At 72.6% G+C, this 23,410-nt stretch carries 17 protein-coding genes, 4 tRNA genes and 1 pseudogene; 7 read left to right on the forward strand and 15 right to left on the reverse strand.

What is annotated here, in order from left to right; all coding sequences use genetic code 11:
* Window positions 1-26 precede the first annotated feature (26 nt).
* The 5 genes from AB0A69_RS21185 to AB0A69_RS21205 all read right to left on the reverse strand — a co-directional run bounded on the left by AB0A69_RS21185 (window position 27) and on the right by AB0A69_RS21205 (window position 2,547).
* Window positions 27-293: a hypothetical protein gene (locus AB0A69_RS21185; protein ID WP_361423962.1), complete on the reverse strand. Its 267-nt coding sequence runs from the start codon at window positions 291-293 to the stop codon at window positions 27-29.
* Between the two features lie 52 nt (window positions 294-345).
* Entirely contained in the window at window positions 346-903 is a 558-nt protein-coding gene (locus tag AB0A69_RS21190; protein WP_361423965.1) for a GNAT family N-acetyltransferase, read from the reverse strand.
* A gap of 126 nt (window positions 904-1,029) precedes the next feature.
* A complete protein-coding gene (locus AB0A69_RS21195; RefSeq protein WP_361423968.1) occupies window positions 1,030-1,686 on the reverse strand; it encodes a hypothetical protein in 657 nt (218 codons plus the stop codon).
* 281 nt (window positions 1,687-1,967) lie between these two features.
* Window positions 1,968-2,040, reverse strand: a tRNA-Arg gene (locus AB0A69_RS21200).
* A gap of 413 nt (window positions 2,041-2,453) precedes the next feature.
* Window positions 2,454-2,547: transfer RNA gene (locus AB0A69_RS21205), tRNA-Ser, on the reverse strand.
* 244 nt (window positions 2,548-2,791) lie between these two features.
* Between AB0A69_RS21205 and AB0A69_RS21210 the strand changes: the two genes are divergently transcribed.
* Together AB0A69_RS21210 and AB0A69_RS21215 are read left to right on the forward strand one after the other, a co-directional pair.
* Window positions 2,792-3,259 (forward strand): SSI family serine proteinase inhibitor, encoded by a 468-nt coding sequence (locus tag AB0A69_RS21210; protein ID WP_361423971.1) that lies wholly within the window; start codon window positions 2,792-2,794, stop codon window positions 3,257-3,259.
* 147 nt (window positions 3,260-3,406) lie between these two features.
* Complete coding sequence (locus AB0A69_RS21215; protein WP_361423973.1) at window positions 3,407-7,024, forward strand: PAS domain-containing protein; 3,618 nt, start codon at window positions 3,407-3,409, stop codon at window positions 7,022-7,024.
* Window positions 7,025-7,080: 56 nt separating this feature from the next.
* On the opposite strand, the gene AB0A69_RS21220 is transcribed toward AB0A69_RS21215, so the two are convergent.
* From AB0A69_RS21220 to AB0A69_RS21250, 7 genes and pseudogenes are all read right to left on the reverse strand, one after another.
* Window positions 7,081-8,736 (reverse strand): long-chain fatty acid--CoA ligase, encoded by a 1,656-nt coding sequence (locus AB0A69_RS21220; protein WP_361423976.1) that lies wholly within the window; start codon window positions 8,734-8,736, stop codon window positions 7,081-7,083.
* Between the two features lie 109 nt (window positions 8,737-8,845).
* Window positions 8,846-9,391 carry a SigE family RNA polymerase sigma factor gene (locus tag AB0A69_RS21225; RefSeq protein ID WP_361423979.1) on the reverse strand — a complete coding sequence of 182 codons (546 nt, stop codon included), beginning with the start codon at window positions 9,389-9,391 and terminating at the stop codon, window positions 8,846-8,848.
* A gap of 184 nt (window positions 9,392-9,575) precedes the next feature.
* Window positions 9,576-11,081 (reverse strand): DUF2079 domain-containing protein, encoded by a 1,506-nt coding sequence (locus AB0A69_RS21230; protein WP_361423982.1) that lies wholly within the window; start codon window positions 11,079-11,081, stop codon window positions 9,576-9,578.
* Window positions 11,082-11,449: 368 nt separating this feature from the next.
* Window positions 11,450-11,524 (reverse strand) — tRNA-Trp (locus tag AB0A69_RS21235).
* Between the two features lie 1,159 nt (window positions 11,525-12,683).
* Window positions 12,684-12,812: pseudogene (locus AB0A69_RS21240) on the reverse strand (GntR family transcriptional regulator); the annotation flags it as partial.
* Between the two features lie 163 nt (window positions 12,813-12,975).
* Window positions 12,976-13,065: transfer RNA gene (locus AB0A69_RS21245), tRNA-Ser, on the reverse strand.
* Between the two features lie 87 nt (window positions 13,066-13,152).
* A complete protein-coding gene (locus AB0A69_RS21250; RefSeq protein WP_361423985.1) occupies window positions 13,153-14,601 on the reverse strand; it encodes a trypsin-like peptidase domain-containing protein in 1,449 nt (482 codons plus the stop codon).
* A 158-nt stretch (window positions 14,602-14,759) separates the two neighbouring features.
* Here AB0A69_RS21250 and AB0A69_RS21255 point away from each other — a divergent pair, with 158 nt between their 5' ends.
* The 3 genes from AB0A69_RS21255 to AB0A69_RS21265 all read left to right on the forward strand — a co-directional run bounded on the left by AB0A69_RS21255 (window position 14,760) and on the right by AB0A69_RS21265 (window position 17,604).
* Window positions 14,760-15,563 (forward strand): glycerophosphodiester phosphodiesterase, encoded by an 804-nt coding sequence (locus AB0A69_RS21255; protein ID WP_361423988.1) that lies wholly within the window; start codon window positions 14,760-14,762, stop codon window positions 15,561-15,563.
* Between the two features lie 62 nt (window positions 15,564-15,625).
* Window positions 15,626-16,252: an ATP-binding protein gene (locus tag AB0A69_RS21260; protein ID WP_361423991.1), complete on the forward strand. Its 627-nt coding sequence runs from the start codon at window positions 15,626-15,628 to the stop codon at window positions 16,250-16,252.
* 353 nt (window positions 16,253-16,605) lie between these two features.
* Window positions 16,606-17,604, forward strand: coding sequence for a DUF5926 family protein (locus AB0A69_RS21265; protein WP_361423994.1), 999 nt, complete (start codon window positions 16,606-16,608; stop codon window positions 17,602-17,604).
* Between the two features lie 223 nt (window positions 17,605-17,827).
* Here AB0A69_RS21265 and AB0A69_RS21270 read toward each other — a convergent pair whose 3' ends face one another.
* Both AB0A69_RS21270 and AB0A69_RS21275 read right to left on the reverse strand, forming a co-directional pair.
* A complete protein-coding gene (locus tag AB0A69_RS21270; protein ID WP_361423997.1) occupies window positions 17,828-18,325 on the reverse strand; it encodes a hypothetical protein in 498 nt (165 codons plus the stop codon).
* A gap of 138 nt (window positions 18,326-18,463) precedes the next feature.
* Window positions 18,464-19,159 carry a bifunctional DNA primase/polymerase gene (locus tag AB0A69_RS21275; protein ID WP_361424000.1) on the reverse strand — a complete coding sequence of 232 codons (696 nt, stop codon included), beginning with the start codon at window positions 19,157-19,159 and terminating at the stop codon, window positions 18,464-18,466.
* A gap of 596 nt (window positions 19,160-19,755) precedes the next feature.
* Between AB0A69_RS21275 and AB0A69_RS21280 the strand changes: the two genes are divergently transcribed.
* Both AB0A69_RS21280 and AB0A69_RS21285 read left to right on the forward strand, forming a co-directional pair.
* Window positions 19,756-21,339: a PP2C family protein-serine/threonine phosphatase gene (locus AB0A69_RS21280; protein WP_361424329.1), complete on the forward strand. Its 1,584-nt coding sequence runs from the start codon at window positions 19,756-19,758 to the stop codon at window positions 21,337-21,339.
* A 90-nt stretch (window positions 21,340-21,429) separates the two neighbouring features.
* Complete coding sequence (locus tag AB0A69_RS21285; RefSeq protein WP_361424003.1) at window positions 21,430-22,893, forward strand: aminopeptidase P family protein; 1,464 nt, start codon at window positions 21,430-21,432, stop codon at window positions 22,891-22,893.
* A gap of 67 nt (window positions 22,894-22,960) precedes the next feature.
* Here AB0A69_RS21285 and AB0A69_RS21290 read toward each other — a convergent pair whose 3' ends face one another.
* On the reverse strand, window positions 22,961-23,401 hold the full coding sequence (locus tag AB0A69_RS21290) for an ATP-binding protein (protein ID WP_361424006.1): 441 nt from the start codon (window positions 23,399-23,401) through the stop codon (window positions 22,961-22,963).
* Between the last annotated feature and the right edge of the window lie 9 nt (window positions 23,402-23,410).

Here is a 23,410-nt window from a genome sequence, read left to right on the forward strand (position 1 = left end):
CTAGTGCCCGAAGGCGTCTTCATCGATCAGTCGGGCGCGGTGGCAGAGGTCTGGTAGTCCAGGTCCGGATCGGGCGGCCCACACTGCAGGATCGCGTCCACCGCGGGCCACACGGCGAGAGGCACGTCGTAGCCGTACAGCATCCAAGGGTCGTCCGCGTCGGGCTGGATCACCTCACGCAACTGCACTATCTGCTCCGGGCTGATGGGGCGTTGCGTGCGCAGGAACTCGTCTTCCTTGCTGTATCCGTCCAGCCACCAGACGACATCCGGCTGTTCCGTGTCCATCTCCATCGGTGGATCGTACGAGGAGGCGCCGAACGCCGATCGAGCGGTCCCGGCCCTCTCAGCGCATATCGAGCAGCATCACGTCATGGAGGTCCGCACCCTCGCCCCCCGGACGCGCCTCGCCGATCTTGCGGTATCCCCACGCCCGGTAAACGGCCGACGCCACCTGGTTCGCCGGGTGGACGTTCAACAGGACCCGTTCTGCTCCGAGGCCGTCGAGCAGCGTGTGGTGCAGACGCCGCGCGACACCCCGTCCGCGCCACGGTCCGCGTACGGCGAGTTCCATGAGCCCGAAGGTGCGCTGCCCGTCCTCGCGCCGCATGTCGTCGGTCACGGGCTCGATCAGCTCGTCCCACCACACGGCGTCGGGCCTGAGGGGGTGGCCGTAGGCCATGCCGATCGGCTCACCGTCCTCGGCACGGGCCAAGGCGGCGCGGAAGGCGCGGTTGCGGGCCTGCGCGGGGAAGCGGCGGAAGGCGGCGGCGACGTCGTCCGCGGTCTCGTTGTACGGGGGCTCGGCGAAGGCTTCGGCGTAGATCAGCTTGAACGCTCCCTCGGCCCGCACAGCGGCCGCCCCGTCCATGCGCTCTATCGCGATGGCTCCGTGCTGCGTCATGTGGTCCCTCCTGGGCGGTCTCACTCGACTCGCTGCTCTTCTTCGGCCCCGGAGGGCCGGGCGGCCGCGTACGCCTCGTGGGCGGCCGCCGCCTCGGCCGGTCCGGAGGGTGGGCGGCTCAGCGGATCACGCGTCGGGGTTCATGCCCAGGGCGGTCTTCTTCAGCCGGTCGATCTGGAGCTTCGCGAGGTCGTTGTAGTTCGGCTTCTGCACGAAGGTGCCGTCGCCGTTCACCACGGCGACGACGCTGCCGATCCGCATCATGATCATGGTCTCGCCGTCGGCGTCCTCGAAGGCCTCGGTCTCCTCGGCACCCGCGTCGACCTTCACCATCTTCGCGTTCTTCCCGTCCTGCCCCGCCTTGCGGCGCTCCTCGGTGACCAGGGCCTTGTACGTGGCCCTGGCGTCGTCCGGGCTCTGGAAGGCGAGGAGGCCGAAGACGACCTCACCGTCGTAGTCGGAGCTGTCGCCCCGGCCGTCGGCATCCGTATCGAAGTCGGTGCTGCCCATGCTGAGCAGCCCGCCGCAGTTGGACTCGGTCGAGTCGCTGCAGGCCTCGACGGCCTCGTCGCCGACCTCGACCTCGATGTCGTCACCCGTAAAGCCCTGAGGAGCGCTCGCCTTGCTGGGGAGGGCGGTGCGGACCATGTCCGGCGTCAGCGTGACCGGGGGCTTGTCGTCGTCCCCGCGGAAGGCGTCCAGACCGTCGTCCGAACCACCACACCCCGTCAGTACGGCCATCAGCACCACTCCGGCCGCGATCCCCCGTGCTGCCTTACTCAACGTCAACCCCTCGTAGCTCTTGATGATTTGACGTGGACACTCAAGCGCATGACCGCTGAGCACGCCAAATGCGTCTCACCCGAGGCCGGCCGAGGGCGGTGGAGGGCGGTGGAGGGCGGTGGAGGGCGACGCCGGCATCCGCGATGCACGAGCGGAGCCGTCCGAGGCGATGGGCGGGGCCGGCTGACACCCGGTTGCCGTACTCCGCTGCCGCACTCCGCTGCTGTACGTCCGGCAACGCCAGAGGCCCCGGACTTTCGTCCGGGGCCTCTGGCGTGTTGTGCACTCGGCAGGATTCGAACCTGCAACCTTCTGATCCGTAGTCAGATGCTCTATCCGTTAAGCTACGAGTGCTTGTGCTTCCCGGGTTTTTCTTCCCGGTCGGCGTTGCGGGAACAACATTACATGACCTGCGCCGTGACGCGAAATCCATTGTCCAAACCGCCTCCGACCTGGGCAAATACCCCCGCACGAAGATCCACGGGGCAGCAGATCGGGGACCGGGGCGCCCCGGATCACGGGCGAAGAGGGCCGCACAGCACCCATCGGGCCGGCAGGCGATCGGGTGAAGCGCCCCGCGTCCGGTGATCATGGCCGCGCCCGGCGGTGAAAGCTCCGCCCGGCGATCAAAGCGCCGCTCGGCGGCCAAAGCGCCGCTCGGCGGCCAAAGCCCCGCTCGGCGATCAGGGCCCGGGGGCGGTCGCGCCGGGCGGAGGGCCCGGGAACGGCCGAAGCCCCGGCCGTGGGGCCGGGGCTTCGGGTGGGGCTGGCGGAGGCGGAGGGATTTGAACCCTCGATGGGCTTTAAGGCCCAAACCGCATTAGCAGTGCGGCGCCATAGACCGGACTAGGCGACGCCTCCAAGCCTGCACACCCACGCGAGCGCGAGTGGTGCGTGCGTGCAGATGATGACACAGCCCAGGGGGGTGTCACCAATCGCTCCCCACGGTACTAGGCGCGCAGGGCGCAGAGCAAAGGGTTACGGGTTGCGCAACGCGCGGGGTGGTGGAGCGTTAGTGAGGTGAGGGATGCCAGGGCTTCCGGACCCCACGTCCGGCAGCCGGGGTGTCCCGACGGTTTCGTGGTTCCGTACCCCTGGAGTTCGTATGCTGCGCCGTCTCGTCCTCACCACCGCCGCGTCCCTCGCCGCCCTCGGCGCCGCCGCGCCCGCCGCGCTGGCCGGTACGACCGGGCCCCTCATCCCCGAGCTGCCGACGGTCCCGCTGCTCGCGGCGGCGACCGACAAGCTCACCGTCACCGTGGCCGGCTCCGGGAACGCCGCGCTGGACGGCACCTTCGAGCTGGAGTGCGGGACGCGTACCGCCAGCGGCACCCACCCCAAGGTGCAGGGCGCCTGCAACCGGCTGGAGGAGCTGTCACAGGAGGGCAAGGACCCGTTCGCGCCCGTCGGCAAGGACCAGCTGTGCACCATGCAGCACGGCGGCGACGCGACCGCGCACATCACCGGAACCTGGCGCGGAGAGCAGGTGGACGCCCACTTCCAGCGGACCGACGGCTGCGAGATCCAGCGGTGGGACGCCCTCGAGCCCGTACTGCCGAAGCCCGGCGCATAAGGGCGTTATAGGGGCGACAATCGTGCCGGTCCTGGCCGGAACCCGCACAGAACCTCCGCCGCGCCCGTCGCGCCTGCCTTTAGACTCCCTCCAGTGACAGGCCCCGGCCCGGGGGGTGGCAGTAGGTCAGTGGGAGGAAGCGTCGTCGTGAGCAGCAGGCCATCCCGAGGCGCTGCTCGCCTCGCAGCCATACTCGACGCGCTGCCGGACGGGCTTGTGCTCGTCAACGCGAACGGCACGGTCGTCAACGCCAACACCATCGCCCTGGAGATGTTCGAGACCCCGGGGACCGCCCTGGTGGGGCGCGGGTTGCTGGACCTGCTGCCGGCCTTCGACTCCCGGCTCATCCCCGGCTCCATGCGCCGCCCCGAGGCCGCCGACGCGCGCGGACGGACCAAGCCCGCCCGCATGATCGCGCGGCGTACGGACGGGAGCGAGTTCCCGGTCGAGGTCACCAGCGCCAGCCTCGAGGACGGGCGCGAGGCGTACGACTCGTACGGCGCGAACCCGCGGCCGTACACCGGCGACGAGCTGCTCATGCTCGTCGTCCGCGACCTGTCCGGGACCGTCGACACCGAGGCCGAGCTGGCCCGTTCGCAGCGCCAGACCGAGATGATCCTGCGCGCCGCGTCCGAGGGCGTCGTCGGCACGGACACCGACGGGCGGATCGTGCTCGTCAACCCGGCCGCCGCGCAGATCCTCGGCTGGCGCGCCAGCGACCTGGGCGGCAAGGAGTTGCACCCGCTGATGCTGCACTCGCGTGCGGACGGCGAGCCCTTCCCGTACGACGAGTCGCCCCTCGCCGACACGCTCCGCTCCGGGCGCAAGCACCGGGTGCGCGGCCAGGTGGTGTGGGCGAAGGACGGGTCGCCGGTGCCGGTGGACCTGACGACGGCGCCGGTACGGGACGGGGACCAGCTCGTCGGCGCGGTGATGACCTTCACCGACCGGCGGCCGTACGAGGAGCTCGTCGAGAAGCACACCGCCGAGGTCACCGAGCTGACCGAGAAGCACGCCACCGAGATGGCCAACCTCAGCGAGCGCCTCTCCGTCGAGGTCGAGCGGCGCGAGGAGCGGTACGCCGCGCTCGCCGCCCGGCACGCCCAGCTGGCCGCCGTGCTCGGCGAGTCGCTGCGCGGGCCGCTGGAGGAACTGCGGACCGAACTGGGCACGCTCGCCGCCGACCCGGCCGGGCAGCTGTGGCCCGAGGCCAACCAGATCCTGCACCACCTGGCCGCCGGGTACGCCCGGATGACGACCCTGGTCGACAACGTCCTGGGGTACCAGCGGCTGGACGTCGGCGACGAGGAGCTGCGCAAGGACAAGACGCTCCTCGACGCGATCGTCGCGGCCGGTGTCGAGGGCGCGGTGGAGCTCATCGGCCCCGGGCGCGTGCAGTTCGCCGTGCACGCGCCGCCCATCGAGGCCGAGGTCGACGGCGTACGGATCTCGACGGCGCTCGCGCACCTGATCGCGGACGTGGCCGGGGTCGACTCCACCGGCAAGGCCCGGGTCGCCCCGGGCGCGAGCGGCGGGTACGTCGACTCGACGATCGTCGTCGCCGCCGCTCAGCGGGGTGATGTCGTCCGCATCGAGGTGCGCGGACCGTACGCCGGGGGCGACCCGGTGCACGAGCCGATCGTGCGCGGGATCGTACGGGCGCACGGCGGCGTGCTGCAGCCGCACGACGTGCCGGGCATGAGCGGGCACGCGTACGTACTGGAGGTGCCGCTGGGAGCCGGGGCCGGGGCCGTGAAGCCCACCTCGTCGGCACTGGCCATCGCGGGGCCCGAACCGGCTGCGGGCGAGGCCCCGGAGGGCGGGACCGCGGACACCGAGGCCACGCAGACCGCGCAGACCGGGCAGACCGGGCAGACCGCGCTGAAGGCGGCTGCCGCTCCTCCCGTCACTCCCGTCCTGCCTGCTCAGCAGTCGGGCGACACCTCCGGTGGCGGTACGTCCGGCGGCGGTACGTCCGGCGGCGGGCGGCGGCGGGCGCGGCGCGCTTCGACGGACGCGTTCCTGGAGAGCCCGGTGCGCGCCGAGGACCCGGTGGCCGTGCCGCCGACCGGGCGCCGGCGCGGGAAGCCGAGCCCGGCGGAGGCCGAGGCTCCGGCCGAGGGCGCGGTCATGACGGCCGCCGAGAGCGCCCAGGGGCGCGCGGCGCGCGGGCAGACCGTGCCGCCGCAGGGTGTGCCCGTGGACGCGGCGTCGCCAGTACCGGCCGCGGGGCTCGCGGCCCTGCCCGCGCCCGCGCAGCACCCGCAGTCCCCGCAGCCCGCTCCGACCGGGCGCCGTGCCCGGCGGGCGCTCGGCACCGCGCAGGAGCGTCCGGCGTCGCCGCCCGAGGGCGCGCGCACGGCGTTCGCGCTGCCGCCCGCCCAGGCGGACCGCCGCGCCGACGACGAGGGCCGCCACGACGCGGTCCGCGATGCCGCAGCCGGCGCCGAGGCCGTACGCCCGGAGCCGGAGGCCGATCACACGCCGCCGCAGCCGCACCCGGTGCAGCCCCCGGCGCCCGCGCCGTCGGGCAGGCGCCGCGCGGTGCAGGACCCAACCGCGGGAGCCGGGTCCGGGGCCGGGACCGGGACCGGGTCCGGGACCGGGACCGGGACCGGTTCCGTACCGCTGCCGCCGGAGACGCCGGCCGGTGCCGCACCGGACGACACGGGCAGTTCGACGCAGGGCCGCGCGTTCAGCGTGCGCACGCTCGGGCAGGGCGTGCCGTTCGCGCAGCAGATCCAGCCGCCGGTCCCGCCCCAGGCCCAGCCGCCCGCACAGCCCGCCGCGGCCGCTCCCTCCGGACGCCGCCGCAAGCTGGCCACGCCGCCCGCGGAGGGCGAGCGCCCCGTACCCCCGCAGCCGCAGCCCCAGGCCCCGCCGCAGCCGCAGCCGCTGCTGTCCCCGCCCGCCGAGGGCCGCGCCTACGAGATAGGAGCGCCCGACGCGAACGCGGCCGAGGGCCCCGAGCCGCTCGACGGTCCCGGTGGCGCGGTGGAGGTGGCCAACCAGCCCGCCCCGCAGCCCGTCGACGACGAGCTGCCGCCCGAGCCGCTGGACAACCCGCGCCGGCTGCTGGTCTGGCCCGCGCCGGACGTCTCCACGCAGGAGGCGCTGAGCGAGCGCGGCTACCGGCCGGTGATCGTGCACTCGCGCGAGGAGGTCGACGCGCAGATCGCCGCGTTCCCGGCGGCGCTGTTCGTGGACCCGCTGACGGGGCCGATCACGCGCACGGCCCTCCAGTCCCTGCGCCAGGCGGCGGTGGCGGCCGAGGTGCCGGTGCTGCTCGCCGCGGGCCTCGGGCAGGCGACCCGCGAGGCGGCGTACGGCGCCGATCCGGCCGTACTCCTCAAGGCCCTGGCTCCGCGCGACAGTGAGCAGCACCCGTCCCGCGTGCTGCTGATCGAGCAACACGAGGAGATCGCGCTCGCGCTGACGGCGGCGCTGGAGCGGCGCGGGATGCAGGTCGCGCGGGCCGACGCCGACACCGACGCGGTCACGCTCGCCGCGCAGATGCGGCCGAACCTCGTGGTGATGGACCTGATGCAGGTACGTCGCCGGCGCGCCGGGATCATCGACTGGCTGCGCGCGAACGGGCAGCTCAACCGCACCCCGCTCGTCGTCTACACCTCGGCCGGCCTGGACGAGGCGGAGCTGCCGAAGCTGGCGTCCGGCGAGACGGTGCTGTTCCTCGCGGAGCGGTCGACGAGCCCCGAGGTGCAGTCGCGGATCGTGGACCTGCTGGCGAAGATCGGCACGAACTAGGGCGGACCCTGGCGTCGGGGCGCCCCCGCCACGCGGGAGCGCCCCGATTCAGGTCCTCAGAGCCGGGTGACGTCCAGCTCCCCGTCCGCGTACTGGCGGCGGATGACCTTCTTGTCGAACTTCCCGACGCTCGTCTTCGGGACCGCCGGGACCACCGCCCACCGCTCCGGCAGCTGCCACTTGGCGATCGCCATCTCGTCGGCGAGGAAGGCGCGCAGCGCCGCGTAGTCCGCGCTCGCGCCCTCCTTCAGGACCACCGTCGCCAGCGGGCGCTCGCCCCACTTCTCGTCCGGGACGGCGACGACGGCCGCCTCCGCGACCTCCGGATGGGCCATGAGGGCGTTCTCCAGCGCGACGGACGAGATCCACTCGCCGCCCGACTTGATGACGTCCTTGGCGCGGTCGGTGAGCGTGAGGAAGCCGTCCGGGCTGATGACCCCGACGTCGCCGGTCTTCAGCCAGCCGTCCGCGCTGAACTTGTCCTCCGGGCGCAGCGGTTCGCCGTTCGCGCCGCCGTAGTACGCACCCGCGATCCAGGGGCCGCGTACCTCCAGTTCACCCGCCGACTCGCCGTCCCACGGCAGGTGGTCGCCGCCGGGGCCGACGAGCCGGGCCTCGACGCCGGCCGGGAAGCGGCCCTGGGTGATGCGGTACGGCCACTCCTCCTCGGCGGAGAGGCCGGCCGGCGGGTTCGCCATGGTGCCGAGGGGCGAGGTCTCGGTCATGCCCCAGGCGTGACAGAGGCGTACGCCCAGCTTGTCGTACGCCTCCATGAGCGCGGGCGGGCAGGCGGCGCCGCCGATGGTGACGCGGGCCATGGAGGAGAGGTCGCGGGGGCGGGCGGTGACCTCGGCGAGCAGGCCCTGCCAGATGGTGGGGACGGCAGCGGCGTGCGTGGGCCTCTCGCTCTCGATCATCTCGGCGAGCGGGGCGGGCTGCAGGAAGCGGTCGGGCATCAGCATGTTGACGCCGGTCATGAAGGTGGCATGCGGCAGGCCCCAGGCGTTCACATGGAACTGGGGCACGACGACCAAGGTCGTGTCCTTGTCGGTGAGCCCCATGGACTCGGCCATGTTGACCTGCATGGAGTGCAGGTAGATGGAGCGGTGGGAGTACACCACGCCCTTGGGGTCGCCGGTGGTGCCGGAGGTGTAGCACATGGCGGCGGCGGCCCGCTCGTCCAGCTCGGGCCAGTCGAAGGTGTCGGGGCGGTCCGCGATCAGCTCCTCGTAGTCGTGGACCCGGGGCGCGGCGCCGTCGAGGAGGGAGCGGTCGCCGGGGCCGGAGACGACGACGTGCTCGACGGTGGGGAGGTGCGGCAGCAGCGGGGCGAGGAGCGGGAGGAGGCTGCCGTTGACGATGACGACGCGGTCTTCGGCGTGGTTGACGATCCAGATCAGCTGCTCGGCGGGCAGGCGCAGGTTGAGGGTGTGGAGGACGGCACCCATGGACGGGATCGCCAGGTATGCCTCGATGTGCTCGGAGTTGTTCCACATGAGGGTGGCAACCCGCTCGTCGCCCGTGACGCCGAGCTCGTCCCGCAGGGCGCCCGCGAGCCGGGCGGCGCGCGCCCCGGCCTCCGCGAAGCTGCGGCGGTGCGGCGCGGTTGGGTCGCCGGTCCAGGTGGTGATCTGCGACGTCCCGTGGATCGTCATCCCGTGGTGCAGGATGCGGGTCACCGTCAGCGGTACGTCCTGCATGGTGCTCAGCACGGCGTCCTCCCGTTGGGCGCAACGTGGCGTTAAGGGTGTGCAGATTCTGCGCACATACCACGCGGTATGTCACTACCCGGGAGTAGACGGGCCGACGGAAGTCGCGGGGTCACCTTACGGGCGACAGCTCCGGGTCCTCGCGGAGCTTGCCCAGCGCCCGCGAGACGGCGCTCTTGACGGTGCCCACCGACACCCCGAGCACCTCCGCCGTCTGCGCCTCGCTGAGGTCCTCGTAGTACCGGAGCACCACCATCGCCCGCTGGCGGTCGGGCAGCTTCACCACCGCGCGCCACATCGCGTCGCGCAGCGCCTGCTGCTCGGCCGGGTCGGGCTCGGGCAGCCCGTGCGGCTCCGGCAGCTCGTCGCAGACGAACTCCTCGACGCGGCGCTTGCGCCACTGCGAGGTACGGGTGTTGATGAGGGCGCGGCGCACGTACCCGTCGAGGGCGCGGTGGTCCTCGATGCGCTCCCACGCGACGTACGTCTTGGTGAGCGCGGTCTGCAGCAGGTCCTCGGCGTCGTTCGGGTTGGCGGTCAGCGACCGCGCGGTGCGCAGCAGCACGGGGCCCCGGGCCCGTACGTACGAGGAGAACGACGGGTATCCGGTGGCGGCGGTGGAGGCTCCGGTACAGACGGTGCCGGCGGTCGCGGTCATGGGTCCACGCTAGGTTCGGCCACTACCCCACAGGATCGCCCGCAGGTCCCGACCCGGGCTCCGCCTCAAGTTGTAGGGCCGCGCCGGAACCCACCTCCTGTGGGTGGAGGCCGGCAGGCCGATGGTCAGGGTGTCTTCCCGGCCACCCTGGCGGAACGCGTCCGTCGTGGCTCTCCATCGGAGATCATCTCCGGAAGAGGTCGGCACCTATGTCGGAAGGCACCAGTTCGCGGACCGGAGCGCTACCGGGCCCCGGCAATCGCATGCCCGGGACGGGAATCCGCTGTACGCGGTGCAGCAGAACCACTCCGTCCCGGCGAAGGACTTCCCCGTAGCCGTGATTCAGCAGCAGGGCGACGCGTTGCCGCTGCTCCGAGATCGTGGCGAAGGGGAAGGTCCGGTCGTCCACGCGCAGCAGTACCCAGTCGGCGCCGCGCGGAGCCGCGTCGACGATGACGACCTCCGTGCGCGCGGTGAGGCGGGGGGCGACGGTGTTGTCCGCTTCCACGGTCACGCCGTCCGGGATGAGTTCGGCGGCCGCGGCGAGAGCGCGCTTGTCCGAGGTGGGGCGCCAGGATGCCGGGTCCAGGAGGAGGCGCAGCCCCAGAGTGAGGGCGGCCGTCGAGCTCAGGAGGACAGCCGCGACCGCCGACCACCGTAACGCGGGGCGTTGCGGGCCCTTCCGGTGCCGACGGGCGACGGTTTCCAGGGCGGCCGTAACGAGGATCGGCCACAGGAAGGCGTCATAGTGGTTGATCACCGGCCAGTGGTTCGGATTATCGGACAGCATCCGCTCCGCCAGCAGGGGCAGGGCGAGCAGGAACGTGGGCGAACCGAGCGGCAGCAGGGCCAGGGTTCCCAGGATCCAAGCCAGCATGGCGATCTTGATGGTGGGCGTGACGGCGACCTGGAGGAGCACCCACGGCTGGGTCAGGACATGGGCCAGAGCGGCGCCCGGATCCGGTCCGAGGCGGCCGTAGGACCAGTAATAGCCGGGCGGACCGCCCATGGCGGGCAGGAACCAGACGATGACGACGGCGGAGACCAAGGGCCCGGCCACCGCCAGCGCCGCCCCCACGGCCCGGCCCGTACGGTCGCCCGAGCGGTGGGCTCGTACCGCCAGGACAAGGCCGAACGCTCCGGCGACCAGCCCCATGTCCTCCTTCGTCGTACACAGCAGGACCGCCCAGAAGGCCGCGGCGCCGTACCTGCGGGCCACACCCCGCTCCAGCATCAGGAGGGTGAACGGCACCGCGAACGCCACCTCGTGGAACCCGGTGTACGAGGAGTTCAGCAGCGGCCATCCCAGCGCGTACACCAGCCCACCGAGATCGGCCGCCCTCCGCACCACCCGCGGTGCGGCCTCCGCGAAGCAGTGCCGGGCGATCCGGCGGACCACGGGCACACCGGCGGCGAAGAGCCCGGCCTGGGCGAGGATGAGCACACGCGGGTCGTCCCACACCCAGTACAGGGGCGCCAACAAGGCCAGGGCCGGGGTGAAGTGATCACCCAGGAGCGAGAAGTCGGGCGGGAACTCATGGTGCACGCTCTTGATCGGGGACCTGGGCATGTCGAAGTGCGCGTACGCGCGCACCGCCTGGTCGAAGATGCCGAGGTCGAACCCGGTCACCCGCAGCGCCGCCCAGGACTGCAGCCCCAGACCGCAGCACGCGAGGAAACACAGCAGCACCAGCAGGGCGCCTCGCGCCGAACCCGGCCGCCTCGGGGCAACGGAAACATCGCGGGCTTCTCGAGGTGCACCGACCGTGGGAGCCGCCGTCTCCAGCGCGCCTCGCGGGCGGGGCACTTGGACGTCCCTCTGTCCTTGTAACTGGAGCGACCGAGATCCCATACCGGAGACACTACGGCTCCGCGCGATCATGCCAAGGACGGATAAACGCCGGGGAACTGGCCGAACACGCGTGGTTGCGGCACCCGCGCAAGAGGCTCCATGCGACCGAAACATCACTTCCGGCCGGAGCGCGCGCCTTTTGTGGCCGACATGGTCGGCTCCCAGGGCTGGGGAAGTCCGGCCGCCGCGACGGCCGGAACGAGAAGCGGAACCGGCCGGATTCGAACCGGCGTCCTCGCGGTTTTGGAGACCGCGCGCGACGACCTCTGCGCTACGGCTCCGCCTCGACGGGCATCCTAGGCACGGGCGGCCTCCGGAAACACGGAGGGCGGACCCCTCACCGGGGTCCGCCCTCCAAAGGTTCTTCTCCGGACCGCTGCGGTGGGTGTGGGATTTGAACCCACGGTGACATCGCTGCCTCGATGGTTTTCAAGAGCGCCGTCTCTTCCGCTCCCGGAAGCCGTCGACCTGCACTGGAGCTGATCCGGGCCTCCCCTGCAACCATGCTGGCGCACGTATGGCCCACAGAGCCCCGGCAGCGCCGTTCTTCAGCGGTGACGAGGTCAGCCTCCCGCGCCCTGGACAACGTGCGGCTGGACATCAGCAACGCGTGGTATTCGCCACCCTTCGCTACCCATGAGGCGCAGCCACCTGCGATAACACGGAAAATCGCCACGGGGCGCCACGGTTAGCCACGGGGGCGCCACCGCTTCAGCCTCCGAGGAGGCGGGCCGCTGACCTGCACAAACGTGGTTTGAGCTGTTCCGGGTGGGTACAGTGTGCAGCGCCGCAGGGCGCCGTGTGGAGTACTTGAGACTGCCCGCGCGAAGCACGAAGCCTGGCCCGGGTGCATCCGGAGCCAGGCTCGCGCGCGGGTATGTGAGCCCGGCCGATCAAGTAGCGGTCGGGCTCACGCCCAACTCCGTCCGGCTCTCACACTGCGTCACAGGATTTTCTCGACGCATCCCGCGATGGCGGCTGCCGTACTGAGGCAGACTCCCGCAAGCTGAACCCAGTCACACCGGGTTCGACGCTTGCGGCGCCTGTCTCTCTTTCTCGGCTTAGCCACAGGTACCAGCTCCCTTCCTCCGATTTGGCCCAGTGCGCTGGACCCCCTGCCTCGGTCAGGCAGGCGCTCGCTGGAGAGAGGGAAGCTGAACTCTTCGCAACCTACCTGGTGTTGCGCGACGCACTTACCATTCGCCATGGTTCGCCAGGGGGCGCCAGATGTGGTGCCAATTTGCTTGGCGCAGCTGCGGTAGCAAGGTCAGGTGAGGTCGGCACTTTCAGCAACGACCCGGCTTGTGAAGCCCATCGCGCGAAGGCGCTCGTACGACGCCAGCACTTCAGCAGGAATCGGCTCCTTGATCACGAACCGCTGCTCCGGGTAGATGAGAAGCCGCCCCCGCTCTTCGAGCAGGGAGCGGGAGAACCGGACGTTCTCGCGAACAGCTCTTCCCGCATGTGGTCGATCTCGTATCCCGTGTCGTAGGGCACGCGGAAACCGCCACCGCGGCCGGCCGGGTCGGAGGGGGCAACAAGCCCCATGCCTTCGACATGCTCCGGTCGGGAGGCTCTTCAGGCGGAGGAGTAGGGGCGGATCCTCGCCCGCAGTTGGCCCACACGCACTGGTCAGGACCGGGATATGGGTGCGCCAGGGTGAGACAGGGTGAACGCAGAGGGCGGGCCCCCTCGGTGGGGGCCCGCCCTCTGACCTGCTACATCTCTGAGCTGGCGGTGGGTGTGGGATTTGAACCCACGGTGACATCGCTGCCACGACGGTTTTCAAGACCGTTCCCTTAGGCCGCTCGGGCAACCCACCATGCTCCGCCCCAGCCGCCCGGGAGCGGCTGTGGAGCGGGCTACAGACTACCGGCTGACGGGGGCTCGGTGGTGAGGTGCAAGGGGGTCAGCTGTCGCCCTCGCGTTCGCCGAGGGTGACCTGGACCGTGGTTTCCTTGCCGGCGCGCTGGTACGTCAGGGGGATCGTGTCGCCCGGCTTGTGGGTCCAGATCTCGCTGATCAGGGTGGGGCCGCTGTCGATCACGCGGGTGCCGAACTTGGTGATCACGTCGCCCGGCTTCAGGCCCGCCTTCGCCGCCGGGCCGCCCGGGGTGACCGCGGGGGTGCCGCCGGCGCCCTGGTCGGCGATGGTGGCGCCCTCGCCCTCTTCCGTCATGTTCACGGTCGCGCCGATGACCGGGTAGACCGGGCGGCCGGTCTTGATGAGCTGCTCCGCAACGTTCTTGGCCTGGTTGACGGGGATCGCGAAGCCGAGGCCGACCGAGCCCGCCTGGGAGGAGCCGAGGCCGCCGCTGCCCGGGGACTGGATCGCGGAGTTGATGCCGATCACCGCGCCCCGCGCGTCCAGGAGCGGGCCGCCGGAGTTGCCGGGGTTGATCGAGGCGTCGGTCTGCAGGGCGCTCATGTACGAGTTCTTGCCGCTGGAGCCGTCGCCGGAGGCGACCGGGCGGTTCTTGGCGCTGATGATGCCCGTGGTGACCGTGTTGGAGAGGCCGAAGGGCGCGCCGATCGCGATCGTCGAGTCGCCGACCGCGACCTGGTCGGAGTTGCCGAGGGGGAGCGGGGTCAGGCCGGAGGGGGCGTTCTTGAGCTTGATGACCGCCACGTCGTAGCCCTGGGCGCGGCCGACGACCTCGGCGTCGTACTTCTTGCCGTTCGAGAACGTCGCGGAGAGGGTGCCGCCCTCCGCAGCCGACGCCACCACGTGGTTGTTGGTGAGGATGTGGCCTTCCTTGTCGTACACGAAGCCGGTGCCCGTGCCGCCCTCGGCCTCCGAGCCGCCGGCCTTGGCCTCGATGGTCACGACGCTCGGCAGCGCCTTGTTCGCCACCGCCGCGACCGTACCCGGGTCCCGCTTGAAGGCGGGCGCGTCACCGGCGGCGACGGTGGTGGAGGAGATGGAGCTGTCGTTGCGCTCCGCCGCCCAGTAGCCGATGCCGCCGCCGACACCGCCCGCCACCAGGGCCGCCACCAGCACGGCCGCGACCAGGCCGCCCCGGCGGCCGCGGCCGTGGGTGTGGCCGGGGGCCGGGGCGGGCGGGACCGGGGAGCCCCAGCCGCCGGTGGCGGGCGTGACCGGAGGGGCGGGGGGCGGCGGGGGCAGGGGCGCACCCCCCGCGGGCGCGGCCGGAACGGCCGTGGTCTCCGCGGGTGCGGCGGGGGTGCCCGCGGGCGCCGTCGGCACCGCCGCGGTCTCCGTCGTGGGCGACGCGGACGGCGCGGACGGCGCGGGCGATGCGGGCGCCTGGTCGGAGGGCTTGGACGGGGAAGGCGGAGAGGGCGGGGAGGGCGGCACGGGAGGTGTGGACGCAGTGCCCTCGTTCTCGGTGCTCACAGCTCGGTCTCCTCGGTTTCCACGTCGTCTTGCGGCAGGGTTCCAGTCAGCTTTTCCCACAGGCCGTCAGGCCACTGTAAGCCGGAGCTGTGTGTTGCGCGCCCCTCCTTTACTTAGGGCGAATCGGGCACCCACCCGGTGTCTGGCACCATGACGCGGTGACCCACGCACGGCAGCAACCCCCGATCCAGGTCGTCGCTCACCGAGGCGCCTCCGAGGACGCGCCGGAGCACACGCTCGCCGCGTACATCAAGGCCATCGAGGACGGCGCCGACGCCCTCGAGTGCGATGTGCGGCTCACCGCCGACGGCCACCTCGTCTGCGTCCACGACCGCCGCGTCAACCGCGTCTCCAACGGCCGCGGCGCCGTCTCCGCCCTCGAGCTCGCCGACCTCGCGGCCCTCGACTTCGGTGCCTGGAAGGACATGGAGGAGAGCCCGGACTGGCGCGACCCCCAGTTCACCTCCGTCCTCACCCTCGAACGGCTCCTGGAACTGGTCGCCGACGCCGGCCGCCCCATCGAGCTCGCCATCGAGACCAAGCACCCCACCCGGTGGGCCGGCCAGGTCGAGGAGCGGCTGATCGAGCTGCTCCGCCGCTTCGGGCTGACCCAGCCCCGGCCGGGAGCGGCCTCCCCCGTACGGGTCATGAGCTTCTCCGCCCGCTCGCTGCACCGGATCGCGGCGGCCGCGCCCGCCCTCCCGACCGTGTACCTGATGCAGTTCCTGTCGCCCCGGGTCCGCGACGGGCGGCTGCCCGCCGGTTCGCGGATCGCCGGGCCGTCCATCCGGATCCTGCGCAACAACCCCGCGTACATCTCCCGTCTCCACCGCGCCGGCCACCGCGTCCACGTCTGGACGGTGGACGAGCCGCGGGACGTCGAGCTGTGCGTGGCCCTCGGCGTGGAGGCCATCATCACCAACCGCCCCCGGCAGGTTCTGTCCCAGCTCGGCCGCCTGTAACAGCGGCCACTTCCGTTACGGGGAGTGCTCCGGCGCGTTCGGACCGTAGGTGCGCGTGCCGAATGCGTCACCGTATGCGGACTGGCCGGTTTCCGGTCCAGGCCAATGGGGCATCCACACCGTGGCGTGGGGCGAAGGAGGTCTCGGGGGTGGCGTTGGTGGTGGCACAGGAGGTGCCCACGTCGTCGAGCATGGCCGTACCCCATGGCCCTGCGGGCGTGGGGGAAGCGCGACACCGGATGCGGCGGGAACTGCGTCGCGGCGGGGTGTCCGAATCGGTCGTCGACGACGCCGTACTCGTCCTATCGGAGCTGCTCAGCAACTCCTGCCGGCACGGCAGGCCGCTGGGCCGACGGGAGGTCGGGGACGGGGACGTCCTCGCCGCCTGGCGCGTCGACGCGAGCGGCGCGCTGACGGTCGAGGTGACGGACGGGGGTGGTCCCACCCGGCCGGTTCCGGCCACGCCCTCGGTCACCGCACGCGGCGGCCGCGGGCTGAACATCATCAGCTCCCTCGCCCAGGACTGGGGCGTACGCGACGGCGCGGCCGGCGAGGTCACCGTATGGGTCCTGCTGACGGAGGGGAACCGCCGCGACGATTTCGCTACGCGCGTCACCGGTCCGGCGACCGCGACGACCGGACCGGGTTTCGATTTCCTCGACGCGTACGACGCGTACGACCCCCTGTGAGCGCGGTGAGCGCGGTGAGCGCGGTGAGTACCGGAAGCGCTGCGGCCGGCGTGAGCTCTGGGGCCGGCGTCAGCGGTGCGCCCCGCGTGCGCCCTGCGCCCGGCGTGAGCCCAGCGGCCGGCATCCCCGCTGCGGCCCGCGTGAGCCCTGCGGCTGCGTCAGCCCAGCGCCCGGCGTCAGCGCTGCAGCCGGGCTGCGGCAGCGTCAGCCCTGCGCCCGGCGTCACCGCTGCAGCCGGCGTGACCGCCGCGGTGGGCCGACGGGTCCGTCGCTGAGCTTGCCGGCCGCCGCGTGCGGCTAGGCTCACGGCCGGCAACACACCACCGCACCGCCACCACGGGAGAAGCCACACCATGGGCAAGAAGCGACCCCAGACCAAGGCCGGGAAGCCGCAGGCTCAGCTGAAGGACGGGGCCCGCGCCGGAGGCGCTGATGAGCACGTTCCGGTCGTCGGGGCCCGCGAGCCCTGCCCGTGCGGTTCCGGCCGCCGCTACAAGGCCTGCCACGGCCGCGCCGCCGCCCACGCGGTGACCGAGCTCGTCCAGCGGCCCTTCGAGGGCCTGCCCGGCGAGTGCGACTGGGTCGCCCTGCGCGAGTTGGTCCCGGCCGCGACCGCCACGCTGCACCTCAAGGACGGGCTGCCGGAGGGCGTGCCGTCCGTGACGCTCGCGACCGTCCTGCCCATGGCCTGGCCGGCGCTGCGCCGCGACGACGGCTCGGTCCTCCTCGCGCTCCAGAACGACACCTCGTCCGGCGACCTGAGCCGGGACCTCGCCGACACCCTCCAGCGCGCCCTGGCCGCCCAGCCCGGCACGCCGGTCCCCGCGCAGAGGGTTTCGGCCGAAGGCCCGCGCCTCCAGGACCTGCTGGATCCGGACGCCTCCTTCGAGCCGGCCGTCCACACGGGCTTCGAGTTCTGGGTGCCGGACTCCGAGCAGAGCGCGTCGCCCGAGGTGGCCGCGTCCCTGGAGCGGGCCAACGCCGCCGCCATCCCCACGGTCCGGCTCTCCGGCGTGGACGCCGCCTACTGGTGCGAGACGCCCGAGAAGAACCACCTGCGCTGGGTCATGCCGCACCCCGAGGAGCAGCTCCTCGACGCGCTCGCCCGGCTGCACGCCGCCGGCACGTCCTCGCTGGGCGAAGGCACCCGCCTGGTCGGCTCGTTCCGCGCGCACGGCCTGGTGGTCCCGGTGTGGGACCTGCCGAGCGCGATGGGGGCGAAGGAGTGCGAGCATCCGGCCGCCGAGTTCGCCGAGCGACTGGCGGGGGCGCTCGCGGTGGACACGCCGCTGAGCCCCGAGGAGCGCCGGGCGCGCGGTGGCCTCACCAACCGCCAGGTGACGTTGAGCTGAACGCGGCGTGGCGGTCGCGACATGCCGATCGGTCGGTGACGTCCGCCACAATGCCCTCAATCGCAGGTAAATACCTGACCGAATAACAGAGATCGAATTTGCGAACAGCCGATCTCTTGTTACGGTGCTGGAAGCCCGGTCGCTGGTGCATCCCCCGTCGCCAGCGACCGGGCGCTTCACTTTTTGCGGAATGTCATCTTCCGCTTCTTCGCCGCCGGTCGCGTCAACGCCCGGACCGCGCGGGCGAGTTGGCCACCGCGCTCCCCGATCGCAGCAGCAGCGGACTCGTCTCCGCGTCACCGATCCCCGCGAACTCCGCCACCGCCGCGTATTCGCCCGGCTTTCCGCGCCGCGGCTCTCTCGGCGTCTCACACGCGCCCGGCTCATCGTCCGCCGCCACCGCGCAATGCGTGCGCACGGTACGGCCGCCCGGGCCCATCAGCGCCAGCACGGCGACCAGTTCGCCACCCGTCGCATTGCGGTAATACGTCCGCGCCCACGTCTCGGCCCCCTCGTCGAGGACGCACGTCTGCGCCTCGACGCCGTCCGGTGAGACGAGCTCGGGGCCGCACCGGGCGGTGGCGCCCCGTACGGCCGCACCGCCGTGCGCGGAGGAGTCGGGGCCGGGGTCCGGAGACCCGGCCGGGCCCGCGGACGCCGCCAGCGGCAGCGACGCGGCGAGAACCACGACGGCCCCGATCCCGATCGTGCGGAGATTCATGGCGGCCCCTTCTCGACGGTGCGCCGACGATATCGACGGACGGCGGGCGCCCGGCGAACCGCGCACCCGATTCCCGTACAACCGGGTCCCGCTCACACCCGTACGAGTGACACCGGGGTGCCTCAGTACGTCAGGACCTCAGTACCGCAGCCGGCTGCCGCCGTCCGGCGTGCTCGTGCTCGCCTCGACCAGCGCGTCCACGACCGCCTCCACGTCCGGCAGCCACGGCGACGCGGACCCGGCGAGCGGCGCCCGCTCCCAGCGCACCTGGTCCGTCCCGGCAGCGGACGGCGGCAGCAGCAGATAGCCGCCCTCCCCGTGGAAGCGCAGCGAGCTCGGCACCCGGTCCTTGGCGTAGAGCAGCTCGCCGAGCCGTTCGAGCGTGTACGGGGCGACCAGCAGCGACCACCGCGTCGGCGTGGCCACCACCGGGCCGAGCCGGACGCCCATCGCGTCCAGCGCCGCCACGGCGCGCGCGCCCGCGACCGCGGGCAGGCTCAGCGCGCACGGCGCGCGGCCCCCGGTGGCGAGGACGACCGGGGCGTCGGGGCGGTTGGTCCACCACCAGCGCACCATGCGCGGGTCCGTGGTGGCCGCGAAGAGCTCCGGGTCGAAGGGGTGTGCGCCGGGTACGACGCACTCGGGGTCCGGGCAGGCGCAGGCGCAGGCGCCGCCGCGCTGCCGCTCACCGCGACCGCCGGCCGCCGCGAGTCCCACGCCGGGGAGTACGGGCCAGCGCCATTCGGTGGCGTACAGCAGTGCCGCGTCCACGTGGGCAGGCCTCCTCTCGCGCCGGAACCGGAGCCTGCGTCGCCTTCCGAGGATCTCGCGCATGAGCGCTCGTTCCTTTCCGTTGAACGCCGAGGTCCACATCTTCACGCTGTGCGTGCGTCGTGCGTGCATGGCAGCACGTGCGTGTTTCTTCACCGTGCGTACGAGCCGTCGTGCCGCCACCCGGCCTGGTGCTCCTGCCGGTGGCATACGCCGGCCCCTCTTCGCCTGCGGCAAGCAACACCGCTGGGGGCCGAGCGGGGGCTGTCATCCCCCCGGGCCGTCGTCCCGTGGGCTGTCGTGCGTTTCACGCGTGGCGAGGGGTGGCACGCTCATGGCGCTCGCTGCCGCCCCGTTCGGCTCCGCCCCGCACTCGGGGGCGGGGTGAGGCCTTCGGTGGTAGGGACGCCGGGGCTTCCCTCGAAGGTTCCGAGCCCGCCCCAACTGCCCCTGGCCGTCACCGTCTACGTACCCGGTTACGTACCCAGCCCGCTCGGAATGACGCTCGGCCAGGACCGTCGTCCCCCGACTCGGGTCCCGGGCAGGGCCCCTTTCGAACGGGCTCAGTCGACCGCAAAAGCCGTCCACAGGGGGCATTTTTGAGCCAAGTTCGGCCCCTTGTAAATACGTCGGTGAACACCGCGCGTCCCGCCGGGACAATGCTGGACATCCCCTTACTTCTGCGTGTACATGTGGTTGCAGTGATAGCGGCGCAGAATGACATGGGGGTTTGCGATGCTATTGAGCGAAACGCACCAGCCGGAAAGCCGGCTGCCATGAGCGCCCCTCACGTGCCGAAAGTGGCTGGAATCGATCCCACGGTCCCCGCCCCCGCGCACACTGCGACGCCCTCCCTGCCGGGCATCCCGACCCCGCCGACCGCTCCCGGTACGGCCACGGGCCCCCCGCCCGGTCCCGCGCCCGCCGCGCTGATCCAGGACCGCCTGGCGGGCTGGGTCTCCGACCTCACCACGCTCCACGAACTCACCGAACGCCTCACCCGCACCGCCACCCTCGACGACGCCCTGCACGAACTGCTCCGCGCCGGTGCCGCCCTCGTCGGCGCCCGCCGCGGCATGGCCGTCCTCGAACCGGCCGACGGCCTCGGCCCCGCCACCACCGTCGGGCTGGGCCTCGCCCACGCCGACCTCGGCACCATCGAGACCGTGCCGCGCAGCGCCACCTCGTACGGCCGCATCCTGGAGGGCCTGCCCGACGGGCGGCCGCCGGATCCGGTCGCCGTCCCCGACCTGCTCGGCGAGGAGGACCTGGACCCCCGTCACCGCGAGGTCGCCGCCCGCCTCGGCTTCGCCGCCAGCTACGCCGTACCGCTCGCCACCGAGGCCGCCGGGAAGCTCGGCGCCGCCGTCTGGCTCTACGACGAGCCCGCCGAGCCGCCCGAGCGCGCCCGCCACCTCGTCGGCCTCTACGGCCGGCACGCCTCCGAGCACCTCGCCCGCCTCCTCGAACTCGAACGCGCCCGCGCCACCCTGGCCACCCTCACCGAGGAGCTGCTCCCGAGCCGGCTCCCCCGCGTCCCCGGTGTCCGGCTCGCCGCCCGCCGCCGCACCTCCGCCCGCGGCGGGGGCGACTGGTACGACGCGCTGCCGCTGCCCGAGGGCGCCCTGGGCCTCGCCGTCGGGTCCGTCGCCGGCAGTGGGCCGAGCGCCCTGGCCGCGACGGGACGGCTGCGCGCCTCGCTGCGGGCGTACGCCGTGATGGAGGGCGAGGACCCCGTCGCCGTCCTCTCCGACCTGGAGCTGCTGCTGCGGCTGACCGAGCCGGCCCGCTCCGCCACCGCACTCTTCGCGTACGCCGAGCCCGCTGGGGTCCCCCATGCCGGAGGCCGGGGGAGCAAGCTCGTCCTGGCCGGGGCCGGGCACACGCCGCCGCTGATCGTGGGCGAGCGGCGCACGGAGTTCATCGAGACCTCGCTCTCCGCGCCGCTGGGCATGCTCGCCTGCTGGGAGGCGCCCAGCGTGGAGATCACCGTCGAGCCCGGCGAGACCGTGCTCCTCTACACGGACGGCCTGCTGCGGCGCACCGGCGAGCCCGAGTCCATGGACCGGGCCTTCGCGCGGCTGCACGCCGCGGCCGCGAGCGTACCGAGGGCCGACCGGGCCGACCCGGGCGCGATCGCGGACCACGTGCTGCGGACGCTGTCGCCGGAGGACGGCGCGTACGACCGGGACGACGCGGGCGATGCGGAGGACGTGGTGCTGCTGGCGGCCCGTTTCGACTGATCCGCGCGGGTGACTTACGGCCCTGGGAGCGGCTGCCGCCCGACCGTACGATGGGGATTAGTTCAGCGTCGTACAACAGGAGGCGGACCCGTGGCCGAAGAGCTCACCCCGGAGACCCCGGACGAGGCCGAAGAGCCCATCAAGCAGCGCAAGAACGGCCTGTACCCGGGCGTGTCCGACGAGCTCGCCGAGAACATGCGGACCGGCTGGGCGGACACCGAGCTGCGCGACCTGCAGCCGATCCCGCAGGCCGACCGGACCGCCGCCCGGCGTGCCGCGCTGTCGCGGCGCTTCCCCGGCGAGCGGCTCGTCATCCCGTCCGGCAACCTGAAGACGCGGTCCAACGACACCGAGTACGCCTTCCGGCCGTCGACCGAGTACGCGTACCTCACCGGCGACGACACCCACGACAGCGTCCTGGTGCTGGAGCCCCGGCGCGGCGGCGAGGGCCACGACGCGACGCTCTACCTGCTGCCCCGCTCCAACCGCGAGAACGGCGAGTTCTGGCTGGACGGCCAGGGCGAGCTGTGGGTCGGCCGCCGGCACGCGCCGACCGAGGCCGAGCAGCTGTTCGGCATCCCCGCCAAGGACGTCCGCGAGCTGGCGGCCGCCCTCAAGGAGGCCACCGGCCCGGTGCGCGTCGTGCGCGGGCACGACGCGGGCATCGAGGCCGCCCTGACCGACAAGGTCACCGCCGAGCGCGACGAGGAGCTGCGCGGCTACCTCTCCGAGGCGCGCCTGGTGAAGGACGCCTTCGAGATCGGCGAGCTGGAGCGCGCCTGCGCGTCCACCGCGCGCGGCTTCGAGGACGTCGTACGCGTCCTGGACAAGGCCCGGGCCACCAGCGAGCGGTACATCGAGGGCACCTTCTTCCTCCGCGCCCGGGTCGAGGGCAACGACGTCGGCTACGGCTCCATCTGCGCGTCCGGCCCGCACGCCACCACGCTCCACTGGGTGCGCAACGACGGCCCCGTGCGCGAGGGCGACCTGCTGCTGCTCGACGCCGGTGTGGAGACCACCACCTTCTACACCGCGGACGTCACGCGCACGCTGCCCGTCAACGGCCGCTTCACCGAGCTGCAGCGCAAGATCTACGACGCCGTGTACGACGCCCAGGAGGCCGGCATCGCGGCGGTCAAGCCGGGCGCCAAGTACCGCGACTTCCACGACGCGGCGCAGCGCGTGCTCGCCGAGAGGCTCGTCGAGTGGGGCCTGGTCGAGGGCCCGGTCGAACGCGTCCTGGAGCTGGGCCTCCAGCGCCGCTGGACGCTGCACGGCACCGGCCACATGCTCGGCATGGACGTCCACGACTGCGCGGTCGCGCGGACGGAGACGTACGTGGACGGCGTCCTGGAGCCGGGCATGTGCCTGACCGTCGAGCCGGGCCTGTACTTCCAGGCGGACGACCTGACGGTGCCGGAGGAGTACCGCGGCATCGGCGTCCGCATCGAGGACGACATCCTCGTCACGGAGGACGGCAACCGGAACCTCTCCGCCGCGCTGCCGCGCCGGTCGGACGAGGTCGAGGCGTGGATGGCGGAGCTCCAGGCCTGACGCGTCACCCTGGCCGGCCGGGTGCGGTGCCCCGGCCGGTCAGGTCGCCACCGGCTGTCCCTGCCGGTCAGGTCGCCACCAGCGGTGCGTCCGGCTTCCACTTGACGATCTTGTCGAAGCTCACCACCGCGCCGCCGCGCCCCGACCTGTTCCCGATGTGGACATGGTCCGCCAGCTCCTCGATGAGGCTCAGGCCCCGGCCGTGCTCGGCCTCCGGCGTCGCCCTGCGGGGCGGGCGCGGGGGGCCCACGGGGAAGCCCGGGCCCGAGTCGGCCACCTCGATGCGGCACTTCTCGCCGTCCAGGTACGCGGTCACCCGGTACTCGGCGGAGCCGTCCCCGCATCCGTGCTCGACCGCGTTCGCGCAGGCTTCGCTGAGCGCGAGCGACAGGTCGTACGAGATCTCCGGGTCGACGCCGGCGGTTTCCATGGTGCCCAGGAGGAGGCGGCGGGCGAGCGGCACACTCGCAGCCTCGCGCCGCAAGTGGAGAGACCACCAGATGCTCATGCTCCAGCC

It is taken from the genome of Streptomyces sp. NPDC045431, from assembly GCF_040646655.1.
Taxonomy (GTDB): Bacteria; Actinomycetota; Actinomycetes; order Streptomycetales; family Streptomycetaceae; genus Streptomyces.